The 13,088-nt window shown below is 69.6% G+C and carries 11 protein-coding genes; 1 reads left to right on the top strand and 10 read right to left on the bottom strand.

Annotation, left to right across the window (positions count from 1 at the left end):
• Positions 1–3 precede the first annotated feature (3 nt).
• Together aroC and CKW34_RS10700 are read right to left on the bottom strand one after the other, a co-directional pair.
• A complete protein-coding gene (gene aroC / locus CKW34_RS10705; RefSeq protein ID WP_059381360.1) occupies positions 4–1,191 on the bottom strand; it encodes a chorismate synthase in 1,188 nt (395 codons plus the stop codon).
• A gap of 48 nt (positions 1,192–1,239) precedes the next feature.
• A complete protein-coding gene (locus CKW34_RS10700; protein ID WP_059381359.1) occupies positions 1,240–1,869 on the bottom strand; it encodes a prepilin peptidase in 630 nt (209 codons plus the stop codon).
• Between the two features lie 152 nt (positions 1,870–2,021).
• On the opposite strand from CKW34_RS10700, the gene CKW34_RS10695 reads away from it, so the two are divergent.
• Positions 2,022–2,402 (top strand): DUF1622 domain-containing protein, encoded by a 381-nt coding sequence (locus CKW34_RS10695; protein WP_059381358.1) that lies wholly within the window; start codon positions 2,022–2,024, stop codon positions 2,400–2,402.
• Here the strand turns inward: CKW34_RS10695 and CKW34_RS10690 are convergent.
• The 8 genes from CKW34_RS10690 to CKW34_RS10655 form a co-directional block, all read right to left on the bottom strand.
• On the bottom strand, positions 2,395–3,642 hold the full coding sequence (locus CKW34_RS10690) for an RNA polymerase sigma factor (protein ID WP_059381503.1): 1,248 nt from the start codon (positions 3,640–3,642) through the stop codon (positions 2,395–2,397). The genes CKW34_RS10695 and CKW34_RS10690 overlap by 8 nt on opposite strands.
• A 13-nt stretch (positions 3,643–3,655) precedes the next feature.
• On the bottom strand, positions 3,656–4,012 hold the full coding sequence (locus CKW34_RS10685; RefSeq protein ID WP_059381357.1) for a YciI family protein: 357 nt from the start codon (positions 4,010–4,012) through the stop codon (positions 3,656–3,658).
• A 147-nt stretch (positions 4,013–4,159) separates the two neighbouring features.
• Positions 4,160–5,311, bottom strand: a complete 1,152-nt coding sequence (locus CKW34_RS10680; RefSeq protein WP_059381356.1) for a thiolase family protein — start codon at positions 5,309–5,311, stop codon at positions 4,160–4,162.
• Positions 5,312–5,473: 162 nt separating this feature from the next.
• A complete protein-coding gene (locus CKW34_RS10675) occupies positions 5,474–6,328 on the bottom strand; it encodes a shikimate dehydrogenase (RefSeq protein ID WP_059381355.1) in 855 nt (284 codons plus the stop codon).
• Positions 6,318–8,237, bottom strand: a complete 1,920-nt coding sequence (locus tag CKW34_RS10670; RefSeq protein WP_059381354.1) for an endolytic transglycosylase MltG — start codon at positions 8,235–8,237, stop codon at positions 6,318–6,320. The genes CKW34_RS10675 and CKW34_RS10670 overlap by 11 nt, the downstream gene beginning before the upstream one ends.
• Positions 8,234–8,752 carry a Holliday junction resolvase RuvX gene (gene ruvX, locus CKW34_RS10665; RefSeq protein ID WP_059381353.1) on the bottom strand — a complete coding sequence of 173 codons (519 nt, stop codon included), beginning with the start codon at positions 8,750–8,752 and terminating at the stop codon, positions 8,234–8,236. Before ruvX ends, CKW34_RS10670 begins: the two co-directional genes overlap by 4 nt.
• 2 nt (positions 8,753–8,754) lie before the next feature.
• On the bottom strand, positions 8,755–11,421 hold the full coding sequence (gene alaS / locus CKW34_RS10660; RefSeq protein WP_059381352.1) for an alanine--tRNA ligase: 2,667 nt from the start codon (positions 11,419–11,421) through the stop codon (positions 8,755–8,757).
• 169 nt (positions 11,422–11,590) lie between these two features.
• Positions 11,591–13,003, bottom strand: coding sequence for a replication-associated recombination protein A (locus CKW34_RS10655; protein ID WP_059381351.1), 1,413 nt, complete (start codon positions 13,001–13,003; stop codon positions 11,591–11,593).
• Positions 13,004–13,088 lie beyond the last annotated feature (85 nt).

Raw genomic sequence — 13,088 nt, 5'->3', positions numbered from 1 at the left:
AGATCACCGCGGCGGCCGCGCCGCGATGCCCTTCAGGTAGTGGTCGATATTGCTCACGGTCTCGGCGAGCGAGTCGCCGCCGAACTTCTCGAGAGCGGCCTGCGCGACGACGAGGGCGACCATCGCCTCGGCGACGACACCCGCCGCGGGCACCGCGCACACATCGGAACGCTGGTGGATCGCGACGGCCTCGTCGCCGGTGGTCATGTCGACCGTCGACAGGGCACGGGGCACGGTGGAGATCGGCTTCATCGCCGCCCGCACACGCAGGGCCTCACCGTTGGTCATGCCGCCTTCGATGCCGCCGGCGCGATTGCTCGAGCGGAGCACACCGTCGGGGCCGGGCTTCATCTCGTCGTGGGCGGCGCTGCCGCGGCGGCGCGCGGTCTCGAAGCCGTCGCCGACCTCGACGCCCTTGATGGCCTGGATCCCCATGAGGGCCGCGGCCAGTCGCGCGTCGAGGCGATCGGCACCGCTGACGTACGAACCGAGGCCCACGGGCAGCCCGTGCACCACGACCTCGACGATTCCACCGAGGGTGTCGCCGTCGCGCTTCGCGGCCTCGATCTCGGCGATCATCGATTCCTCGGCGGCCTTGTCGTAGGCGCGCACGGGGCTCGCGTCGATCGCGGTGAGATCGTCGACACCGGGTTCGGGGCCGACATAGGGGTCGGATGCACCGATGGAGATGACGTGCGAGACGACTTCGGCGCCGAACGCCTGGCGCAGGAAGTTCCGGGCGACGGTGCCGGCCGCCACGCGTGCTGCGGTCTCCCGGGCGCTCGCGCGCTCGAGGACGGGACGCGCATCGTCGAAGCCGTACTTGAGCATGCCCGCGAAGTCGGCGTGGCCGGGACGGGGACGGGTCAGCGGCGCGTTGCGCGCCTGGCCTTCGAGCAGTTCGGCATCGACCGGGTCGGCGGCCATGATGGTCTCCCACTTGGGCCATTCGGTGTTGCCGATCTCGATCGCGATCGGGCCGCCCATTGTGCGTCCGTGCCGGACGCCACCGATCACGGTGACCTTGTCGGCCTCGAACTTCATGCGTGCGCCGCGGCCGTAGCCCAGTCGCCGTCGCGCGAGTTGCTCCGAGATGTCGTTCGACGTCACCTCGACTCCGGCAACCATCCCCTCGAGCATCGCGACGAGGGCGGGACCATGGGATTCTCCAGCAGTTATCCAACGCAGCACACGTCCATCCTTCCATGTTCGTCCGCCACCTCGACATGCCGCCCCTGGTCAACCCGTCGAGATCACCGCCAGTGCCGCGGCGGCACACATCGACGGTCCGTGCGGAAGCGCGCGCGGAGCGGCACACGCTCCCCCTCGGCCGGCCTCCCGGAGCCGCAGAAACAGGGCCGCACCTGCGGTGAGTACAGGTGGAAGCAGTGCTCCGACGAGCACTGCCGAGGGACCGGCGAGTCCGGTGACGGCACCGAGACCGAGGGCGAGTTTGACGTCACCCGCACCCATCGACCGCGGCACCGCGAGGTGCGTGACCAACAACGGTGCCGCGAGCAGGAACGCACCGGCGAACGCCGCCCGGCCGTGCCCGGTCGCCGCGGCCACGCCGAGGATCGTGGTCGCTCCCCCGAGGGTCAGCACGTTCGGCAGACGCCGCACGAGCAGGTCCACGGCGCTCAGGCACACGCACCACCATCCGAACATCGCTGCTCCGACGGCCGCCGCGGTGCCCGTGGTCACCGAGACCGCAACGAGTGCGACTGCCGCGCATGCCGCCTTGCACAGACCCGGCGGCGGCCGACGACCGGCCGTCCGTCCCACCACCATGCGGACGATCGCTCCCACGCCCGCGCCGAGGACCATCATCGCGAGCACACCCGTCTCCCCTGTCACGACCCGGAGCATCTCCCACCCGCACGCTCCGGCAGGGCGTTCGCGCGGTGTCCGACCCGGTTCTGTGGACAGGCCCAGGTCCTGTGGACAAAGCCGCACGGCGCGGCGATCGTCCTGCGAGGATTGCCGGAGTCTGTCGGTTCCGGTCGGAAGGTTCTGGTCGAATGGAGATTTCGTCGCTGCTCGAACACGTGGGCACGGCCATCGACGTCGTCGGAGTCGGCGTCATGGTGATCGGCGCATTGGCGGCGACCTGGCTCGCGGCGACCGCGCGGCGGCGCGCACCGGGTTCGGGGATCTACGAGCCGTACCGGCGCAATCTCGGCCGATCGATCCTGCTCGGCCTCGAATTCCTGGTCGCCGCCGACATCATCAAGACCGTCGCCGTCACTCCGACCTTCACGTCGGTGGGTGTACTGGCGATCATCGTGCTCATCCGTACCTTCCTGAGCTGGTCGCTGCAGTTGGAGATCGATGGCCGTTGGCCGTGGCAGCGTTCGGTTCCCGAGACCGAGACGACGGCCGGAACGACACCGGCTACCTGAGCGAGCCCCGGAGCTCGTCGCGCCGGCGCAGGAGATGTGCGCGTTCGATCGTGTTCGCCGTCCGGGCCGTGGCGGTGGCGTATGTCTCACACGCCTCGGTGATCCGGCCGAGGCGGGCGAGCAGGTCGGCCCGGACGGCATGGAAGACGTGGTGCGGCTCGAGGTCGACGCGGTCGACGATCCCGAGAGCCACTGCGGGACCTTCCACTTCGGCGAGTGCAACGGCCCGATGCAACGCGACGACCGGGGTGGGGTCCGCGGCCATCAGCAGATCGTAGAGCGCGACGATCTGCGCCCAATCGGTGTCCTCGAAAGCGGGCGCCTCCGCGTGCACTGCGGCGATCGCGGCCTGGATCTGATAGGGCCCCGGTCTGTTCCAGCGCAGGGTGTGCCGCACGAGCGCCTGCCCTTCGTCGATCAACGCGCGGTCCCATCGCGAGCGGTCCTGGTCTGCGAGCAGGACGAGTTCGCCCCCGCGTCCTGTCCGCGCCGGGCGTCGGGATTCACCGAGCAACATCAGGGCGAGCAGTCCCGTGGTCTCGGGATCGCCGGGAACGAGCCCGGTCAGCACGCGGGCCAGCCGCACCGCCTCGGCACACAGGTCCGTGTCGGCGAGTTCGGGTCCGGTGCTCGCCGTGTGGCCCTCGGTGTACACGAGATAGAGCACGGACCGCACCGCGTCGAGGCGTTCGGGAAACTCGTCCGGAGACGGGATACGAAACGGGATGCGCGCGTCGCGGATCTTCCGCTTGGCGCGGGAGATCCGTTGCCCCATCGTTGTTTCGGGAACGAGAAAGGCCCGGGCGATCTGCGCGGTGGTGAGCCCGCCGAGCAGCCGCAATGTCAACGCGACTCGCGACGCAGGCGCGAGCGCCGGGTGACAACAGGTGAAGATCAGACGGAGGCGATCGTCGGGGATTTCGGGCGAGTCGACCGCCTCGGGGTCGAACGCGACGCCGGATGCCGGGTGGAGCAGGTCCGCCTCGGCGTGCTTGACCGAGCGTGCGGCCTCCCGCCTCGCCCTGTCGATCGCCCGGCGACGGGCGGTGGTGATGATCCACCCGGCCGGGCTCGGCGGGATCCCCTCCCCGGGCCACCGTTCGACGGCGATCGAGAAGGCGTCCTGCACCGCGTCTTCGGCGGCGTCGATGTCACCGAGGACGCGGGTGAGCACAGCGACCGCCCGGCCGTATTCCTCACGGAAGACACGTGCGATGTCGGCGGTGGACGGCCCGGTCATCGAGGTGTGCACGTCATCCGGCGCAGGATCCGAACGCCAGGGGCCGCACCTCGATGGGCAGTGTGGTGGCGTCGGCGAGACCGCGCGCCCACTTCAGCGCCTCGTCCAGGTCGGGCACGTCGATGACGTCGAAACCGCCGAGATGCTCCTTGCCCTCGATGTACGGACCGTCGGTGGTCACCGTGCGCCCCTCGTCCGTGCGCACGACCGTCGCCGTGTCCGGTGGGTGCAGGCCGCCGGAGAACACCCAGACCCCGGCCTCCCGGATCTCGTTCTGCCACGCCTCGACCCTCTTCATGATCGGTTCGAGGAACTCCGGTGACGGCGGTTCGCCGTCCGGCTGGTAGATGCTCAGCAGGTACTGCGCCATGTCGGGGTCCTTCCCCTCGGCGGCCGGCGGTTCCGGCCTCTCACCCTCTATACGAACGGTAGGGCGCCGATTCGACACCTGCGCGGAGAAAGCCGCTGCCCACCCGCGCAGGCGCAGCGGGTGGGCAGCGGACGACGTCGGGTGCGGCTACTGCGCGACGAGCTCGAGGATGGTGGCGTTGGCCTGTCCGCCGCCCTCGCACATGGTCTGCAGGCCGTAGCGGAGGTTGTTGCGGCGCATGTGGAAGATCATGTCGGTGAGGATGCGGGCACCGGAGCCACCGAGCGGGTGACCGAGGGCGATCGCACCACCGTTGGGGTTGAGCTTGTCCTCCGGCGCGCCGATCTCCTTCTGCCACGCCATGGGCACCGGAGCGAACGCCTCGTTGACCTCGAAGACGCCGATCTCGTCGACGGTGAGACCGGACTTCGCGAGCGCCTTCTCCGTCGCCGGGATGGGTGCGGTGAGCATGATGACCGGGTCGGAGCCGGTCACGACGGCGGTGTGGATCTTCGCGAGCGGGGTGAGACCGTACTTCGCGGCGGCCTCTTCGCTCATGATCAGCAGCGCCGCGGAGCCGTCGGAGATCTGCGAGGAGTTTCCGGCGTGGATGACACCGTCCTCCTTGAAGACGGTCTTCAGGCCGGCGAGCTTCTCCACGGTGGTGCCGCGGCGGATGCCCTCGTCCTGCGAGACGACGGTTCCGTCCGGCGTGGTGACCGGCACGATCTGGTCGGCGAACAGTCCGGCGTCCTGTGCGGCCGCGGCGCGTTCGTGCGAGCGCGCGGAGAAGGCGTCCACGTCGGTCCGGCTCAGGCCCCACTTCTCGGCGATCATCTCGGCACCGATGCCCTGGTTGGGCCGCACCCCGTCGTACCGCTCGAGGAAGGCCTCGGGGTAGGGCGACCCGCCCACGGAGGTCGAGGTGCCCATGGGCACCCGCGACATCACCTCGACGCCACCGGCGACGACGACGTCGTAGTGCCCCGCTTCGACGCTCGCGATCGCGAAGTTCAGCGCCTGCTGGCTCGAGCCGCACTGCCGGTCGATGGTCACGCCGGGCACCGACTCCGGCCAGCCCGCCGTGAGCACCGCGGTGCGGGCGATGTCGATAGCCTGCTCACCGGCCTGCTGCACGCAACCCCAGATGACGTCCTCGACGACCGACGGATCGATGCCGGCGCGCTCGACCAGCGCGTTCAGCACCACGGCGGACAGCTGTGCCGGGTGCACGCCGGACAGTCCGCCGTTCCTCCTGCCGACAGGCGTACGCACGGCCTGGACGATCACTGCACTCATAGTTGCTCCTTCTCGGCCCGCAGGCGACAGCGGTGACGGCCGTCACGGCCGTCGGACGGGTCCGACACTACTTCGCGAACGGGCCGGAAAGTGCTTGCGGACCATTCTTGTTCGGTATCGGACCCCTCACCCGTATCTATGGATCGAGGAGCGTGCGGGTTCTCAGGCCGGGTGCGGAGAATTCAGGTCGAGCCCGACGGCGCGCGCCATCTCCGCGCGCGGCGCGGGCAGCCCCGTGAACTGCTCGACCTGCCCGAATGCCTGGTTCAGGAGCATGTGCAGACCACTGACGACGCGGACACCGCGTGCCTCGGCCGCTGTCGCCAGCGGTGTGGGCCAGGGGTCGTAGATCGCGTCGAGGATGCAGGGGGCGTGCGCGAGGGTTTCTGCGTACGGCGCTGCCGCGGGTGCGGGCACGGTGCTCACGAGCGCACCGGCCTCGGCGCAGACCCGGGCGAGTTCGGGTGCGTCGAACGACAACCACCGAGCCTCGATGTCGTCGTCGAGACAATCGAACGTCGCGCGAGCCTTCTCCTCGGACCGGGCGACCACGGTCACCGAGCGGATACCGAGGTCGGTCAGACCGACGAGCGCCGGTCTCGCGGTACCCCCCGAGCCCACGACGACCGCCGACGCGTCGGACAGATCGCCGACGCCGGCCGAGCGCAGTGCGCCGGACACACCGTCGACGTCGGTGCAATCGGCACGCCATCCGTCGTCGAGGCGGACGAGGGTGTTCGCCGAACCGATCCTCACCGCCCGCTCGGTGCGTTCGGTGGCGAATTCGAGTGCCGCGAACTTGCCGGGCATCGTGACGGACAGGCCGACCCATTCCTCACCGAGCGAGGACACGAGTCCCGGCAGTTGTTCACCGGTGCATTCGATGCGTTCGTAGGTCCACTCGGTCAGCCCGAGTGCCCGGTACGCCGCGAGATGCAGCAGGGGCGACTTCGAGTGCGCGATGGGTTTCCCGAGGACCGCCGCCCTCCGGACACCCGACTTCGGATCAGCGGCCACTGTCGAGGATCCCGCTCGCGAGTGCCAGTTCGGTGTTCTGCAGGTGCTCCTCGTAGGAGTTCGCGAAAAGCGTGGTGCCCTGGTCGTCGATCGTCACGAAGTAGATCCATTCGCCCGGTTCCGGGTTCTCCATCGCCTGCAGAGCGCCGATGCTCGGTGAGGAGATGGGCGTCGCCGGCAGACCGACCATGGCGTAGGTGTTCCAGGGGGTCACCCGCGCGCGGTCGGCGTCGGTGGTCGCGAGTTCGGTCTCGTCGAGCTCGTAGTTGACGGTCGAGTCGAACTGGAGCATCTGGTCGATGTCGAGGCGGTTGAGGATCACGCGCGCGACCTTCGCGAAATCCTGTGGCAGGGCCTCACGTTCGACGAGCGATGCGGAGATGAGCATCTCGTACGGGGTCAGGCCTACGCGTGCGGCCGCCTCGGTGATCCCTGTCGCGTCGTAGCTCGACGCACTCTCCGATACGAGACGGGCGAGGATCTCGACGGGTTCGGCCGTCGGATCGAAATCCCAGCTGCCCGCGGCGATGAGGCCTTCGAGTTGCCGCCTGCGGTCGGGCACGTTCGCCACCGCGTCGCGCGCCCATTCCGGGACGCCGAGCGCCTGCAGGTCCGGGGTGGCGCCGGCCGCGTCGAGTTCCTCGTAGGTGACGCAGTTCTCGGCGGCCGGATCGCCGTGGCAGCTCGCCTCGGCGATGAGTGTGTAGATGCCCTTGCGGACGGCACCGGTGTTGACGTCGCGGATGTCGTGCAGCTGCCGCCCTTCGGAGATCACGAGCGCACCGACCCGGCTGGCCGGGTCGACGAGGGCGGCGACGGCGTCGACGGCCGGGATGTTGGTGGCCACCTGATAGAAGCCGGGCTGCAGCGAGTTCATCCCCGGGTTCTGCACGGCCGCTTCGTAGAAGGCGGCGGAACTCGCGACGACCCCCTTGTCGACGAACTCGCTGCCGATCTCCCCGGCGGTTTCGCCCGGGTTGACCTGGACGACCACGGCGGGCCCGGGAGGCCCGGTGAAGTCCGGCGGAAGGTTCGTGCCGAGGAAGCGGTCGTAGGCGAGATAACCGCCGCCCACGACGACGAGCAGGAGCACCGCGGCGGCGAGCGCGCCCACGACACGACCGCGCTTCTTGCGTCCGCGCGCCTTCGGATCGCGGCGTGCGGCGCGTTCCGAACCACCGACTGCGGCGGGAACCGCACGCTGCTCGGCGGTGATTTCCTCCGCTGCGACCGCGTCGTCGGCGGGGTCGTCGTCCCGGTAGGCATCCCGGTTCGCGTCGCGTGCGGCGTACGAGTACCCGCCCGGGTACTCGTCGTCGAGGTGCCCCCCGTCGAGGTGCCCCCCGTCGAGAGGTGCCCCGTCGGAGTGACCGGCCGGAGCGTATCCGGCGTCGGCGTCGGTGGGTCCGGCGTGTTCGTACCCGGATGCTGCGTAACTCTCGCCGTAGCCCTGCTCGGCGTAGCCCTGCTCGACATACCCCTGATGCTCCTCGGCGTAACCCTGCTCGCCGTAAGCCGGGTCGGCATAACCCTGTTCGGGATAACCCTGTTCGGGGTGGCCGGGCGGCGGGCCGTCGAACACACCCGGCTCGAAGTTCAGGACCGTGGTCTCGTGATCGTCCGGATCGGGTCGACGGGCCTCCGGGGTCTCACCCGGGGCGCCCTCGTACGCACCACCGCCGTACGGGTCGTGCCCGTACGCATCGTGACCGTGGGGGTCGGATGCGTACGGATCGTCGTACCGGTAACCCGGTTCGGATCGATACGGATCCTCGGATCGCGTGCGATACGGATCCTCGGATCCGGTGCGATCGACCGGAGGTTGCGTGTACCCACCGGCATAGGGATCCGCGAACAGATCCTCCCGTGCGTTCTCCGAATGGTCGTCGTGTCGTCCGTGCCGGCTCACCGGCTGCCCCCCGCGTCACGCCCCGACTCGTTCACTACCGAACTCCGCTCGTCCAACCAACCCTGCAAGATGGCCACGGCGGCAGCCTGGTCGATGACCGGCCGCGCACCTCGCGCACTCACCCCGCTCTCGCGGAGGGCACGCGCCGCAGTGACCGTCGTGAAGCGTTCGTCGGCCAGGCGCACGGGAACGTCGGGTAGGGCACGGCGAAGTCGACGCGCGAAGTCGCTCGCCAGTTTCGCAGCCTTGCCGGGCTCACCGCGCAGTGTCTGCGGCAGCCCGACGATAACCTCAACAGCCTCGTATTCCCTAACGATGTCGACGATGCGCCGGATATCGGGTGCGTCGGGTCCGCGTACCTTCGAACGCGGCACCGTCTCGACGGGGGTGGCGAGGATGCCGTCGGGGTCGCTGGAGGCGACCCCGATCCGGACGCTGCCGACGTCGACTGCGATGCGGCGACCACGGCCGGGATCGTCCTCTCCGGGACGATCGGGGCGCGGCGTTTCGGCCACGCTCAGCCGGCCAGCTCGCTCAGTCGGGCACGGAAGGCGTCGAGTGCTGCCGGGATACCGGCCGGATCCGACCCTGCGCCCTGCGCCATGTCGGGCTTGCCGCCACCGCGACCACCGATCGCGGGACCGAAGCTCGCGACGAGGTCGCCGGCCTTGATGCCCTTCTCCTGCGCGGCCTTGCTGGTGGCGACGACGAAGGGCACCTTGCCGTCGGCGTTGCCGAGAAGCAGCACCACGGCGGGCTCCGTGCCGAGCCGGCCACGGACGTCGGACGCGAGCGTGCGCAGGTCGTTGCCGACGACACCCTCCGGGGCGGCCTCGGCCACGACGAGCACATCACCGACGCGCTGCGCCTTGCCCGCGTACGTTCCGGCTGCGGCGGCGACGTTCGCGGCGCGGGTCTTCTCGAGTTCCTTCTCGGCGGCCTTGAGTCGGTCGAGCAGGGCCTCGACACGTCCGGGCACCTCCTCGGAGGGAACCCTCAGGGTCGAGGACAGGCCTGCGAGCAGCGCGCGTTCCTTCGCCAGGTGGCGGTAGGAGTCGAGACCGACGTACGCCTCGACGCGGCGGATACCGGAACCGACGGACTGCTCACCGAGGAGCGTGACGGTGCCGACGTGCGAGGAGTGCTGCACGTGCGTACCGCCGCACAGCTCCATCGAGAACGGGCCACCGATCTCGACGACGCGGACCTCGTCGCCGTAGTTCTCGCCGAACAGGGCCATCGCACCCATCTTCTTGGCCTTGTCGAGGTCGGTGACGAAGGTGTTGACGGGATAGTTCGCCGCGACGGCCTCGTTGGTGACGGCCTCGATGTCCTGCTTCTGCTGCTCGGACAACGCGCCCGGCCACGAGAAGTCGAAGCGCAGGTAGCCGGGCTTGTTGAGCGAACCGGCCTGCACGGCGTTGGGGCCGAGCACCTCGCGCAGCGCGGCATGGACCAGGTGGGTGCCGGAGTGACCCTGGGTGGCGCCCTTGCGCCACCCGGGATCGACCTGCACGAGGACGGCGTCGCCTTCGACGACCTGACCCTCGAGCACCGTGACCTTGTGCGTCCACAACTGCTTGGCGATCTTCTGGACGTCGTCGACCTTGATCTTCAGGCCCGGGCCGGTGATGGTGCCGATGTCGGCGATCTGACCGCCGGACTCCGCGTAGAGGGGGCTGCGGTCGAGGATCAGCTCGACCTGCTGGCCCGCGCTCGCCGCGTGCAGACGCTCGCCACCGGTGATGACGGCGAGCACGTGTGCCTCGGTCACCAGCTCGCTGAAGCCGGTGAACTCGGTGGGACCGCGGTCGAGGAGTTCCTTGTAGACGGTCAGGTCGGCGTGGGCGTGCTTGCGGGCGCGGGCGTCGTCCTTGGCGCGCTGGCGCTGCTCGGCCATCAGCGACCGAAAGCCCTCCTCGTCGACGGTCAGGCCTGCCTCGGCCGCCATCTCGAGGGTGAGGTCGATCGGGAACCCGTAGGTGTCGTGGAGGGTGAACGCCTCGGTGCCACCGAGCACGTTCTTCCCCTGCGACTTCACGGTCTCGACGGCGCCTTCGAACAGCTTGCTGCCGGTGCCGAGGGTCTTGAGGAAGGCCGTCTCCTCGCCCACCGCGACGGTCTCGATGCGCGAGAAGTCGGTGTCGAGTTCGGGGTAGGACGGAGCCATGGTGTCGCGCACGACCGCCATGAACTCGCGCATGGTCGGCTTGTCGGCGCCGAGCAGACGTGCCGAGCGCACGATGCGGCGGAGCAGGCGGCGCAGCACGTAGCCGCGGCCGTCGTTGCCGGGGTTGACGCCGTCGACGATGAGCATCGCCGCGGTGCGGGCGTGGTCGGCGATGACGCGGAAACGCACGTCGTCGTCGTGCTTCGCGCCGTAGACGGCGCCGGTGAGTTCGGCGGCCTTGTCGATCACGGGGCGCAGCAGGTCGGTCTCGTAGACGTTCTCGACGCCCTGGAGCAGGAAGGCGACGCGCTCGACACCCATGCCGGTGTCGATGTTCTTCTTCGGCAGCGGGCCGAGGATCGGGTAGTCGTCCTTGGCCCCGCCCTCACCGCGCTCGTTCTGCATGAAGACGAGATTCCAGATCTCGATGTAGCGGTCCTCGTCGGCCTCGGGGCCGCCTTCGACGCCGTAGTCGGGGCCGCGGTCGTAGAAGATCTCGGAGCAGGGCCCGCACGGGCCGGGGATGCCCATCGACCAGTAGTTGTCCTTCATGCCGCGGCGCTGGATGCGCTCCTCGGGCACGCCGACCTTGTCGCGCCAGATCCCGAATGCCTCGTCGTCGTCGAGATACACCGTCGCCCACAGCTTCTCGGGATCGATGCCGTAGCCGCCGTCCTCGACGGACCCGGTGAGCAGCGACCACGCGAAGGTGATGGCTTCTTCCTTGAAGTAGTCGCCGAACGAGAAGTTGCCGGCCATCTGGAAGAAGGTGTTGTGGCGGGTGGTCTTGCCGACCTCCTCGATGTCGAGGGTGCGCACACACTTCTGCACCGACGTGGCGCGGGTGTAGGGCGGGGTCTGCTGGCCGAGGAAGTAGGGCACGAAGGGGACCATGCCGGCGTTGACGAACAGCAGGTTGGGATCGGCGAGGATCAGCGACGCGCTGGGCACCTCGGTGTGTCCCGCCTTCACGAAGTGATCGAGAAAGCGCCTGCGGATCTCGTGGGTCTGCACGTCGATGGTCCTTTTGTGGTCTGGCGATGGTGTGAACTACCCGGGACGGGCGGTCGATCCTGTCGATCGGCCGTTCTTCAGCTTATCGCGCCGCCGAAAGTGGTTTCTGGACGGCAGCACCGATCGAGTCTTCCGTGCGGTGGCGCCGTGCGGGGTCTTCGATGGACCGTCATCGCTCCCCGCGCACGATGCGGCGCAGCTTGGGCAGGCGGGCCGACAGCTCCCGTTCCACGCCACGGCCGGTCGGCTCGTAGTAGTCGACACCGACCAGCTCGTCCGGGGCGTACTGCTGCGCGAGCACGCCGTCCGGGTGCGCGTGCGGGAACTTGTAGCCGATCGCGTTGCCGAGCTTCTGCGCGCCTTGGTAATGGCCGTCGCGCAGGTGAGCGGGTACCGGGCCGGCCTTGCCGGCCTTCACGTCGGCGATCGCGGCGCCGAGGGCGGCGGTGACGGACCCCGACTTGGGGGCGGTGGCGATGTGGATGGTGGCCTGGGCGAGCGCGAGCTGGGCTTCGGGCATGCCGACCTGCTGCACGACCTGCGATGCGGCGACCGCCGTCTGCAGGGCCGTCGGGTCGGCCATGCCCACCTCCTCGCTCGCCTGGATCATCAGGCGCCGGGCGATGAAGCGCGGATCCTCCCCCGCGACGATCATCCGTGCCAGATAGTGCAGGGCCGCGTCGACGTCGGAGCCGCGCAGCGACTTGATGAAGGCGCTCGCGACGTCGAAGTGCTGGTCGCCGTCGCGGTCGTAGCGGACGGCGGCCTCGTCGATGCTCGACTCCACGGTCGCGAGGTCGATGACGGCCGCGTCGCCACCGGAGACGGCGAGCGCGGTGTCGGCGGAGGCCTCGAGCGCCGTCAGAGCACGGCGGGCGTCGCCGCCGGCGAGCCGGACGAGATGGTCGAGGGCGTCGTCGTCGATGTCGACCGTCCCCGCGAGTCCACGGGCGTCGGTACGCGCACGTTCGAGCAGTGCCCGGATGTCGTCGGGCCCGAGCGGCTGCAGTTGCAGCACCAGCGAGCGCGACAGCAGCGGGGCGACCACGGAGAACGACGGGTTCTCGGTCGTCGCGGCGACGAGCAGCACGATGCGGTTCTCGACCGCGGCGAGCAACGCGTCCTGCTGGGTCTTCGAGAAGCGGTGGACCTCGTCGATGAACAGCACGGTCTGTTCACCGTGGGTGAGGCGGCGGCGTGCCAGATCGATGACGGCACGCACGTCCTTGACGCCCGCCGAGAGGGCGGACAGCGCTTCGAACCGGCGTCCGGTGGCGCCGGAGATCAGTGAGGCCAGGGTCGTCTTCCCGGTACCGGGCGGGCCGTAGAGCACCACGGACGCGGCACCCGATCCCTCGACGAGCCGCCGCAGCGGCGCCCCCGGTTCGAGCAGGTGCTGTTGCCCGACCACCTCGTCGAGACTCGCCGGTCGCATGCGCGCAGCGAGCGGCGCGTCGGCGCCGCCGGCCGCGACGGGTTGCCGGCGGATCTGCGGTTCGTCCTCGGGTTCCGGTTCGCGTGGCGCCTCGAACAGGGCGTCCGGTTCGGCAGACGGGTCGTTCGCCCCGAAAAGATCACTCACGCATCCGACGCTACAAGCTCGCGCCGACGCCCGGACGACGGCGGTGTTCGTCGTTCACATGGACGGACGACCGACCGTGTGGTCG

Origin of the sequence: Rhodococcus rhodochrous, assembly GCF_900187265.1 — a bacterium.
Lineage (GTDB): Bacteria > Actinomycetota > Actinomycetes > Mycobacteriales > Mycobacteriaceae > Rhodococcus > Rhodococcus rhodochrous.
The sequence above is the reverse complement of the archived record's forward strand: the minus strand, read 5'-3'. Positions and strand labels throughout refer to the sequence as shown.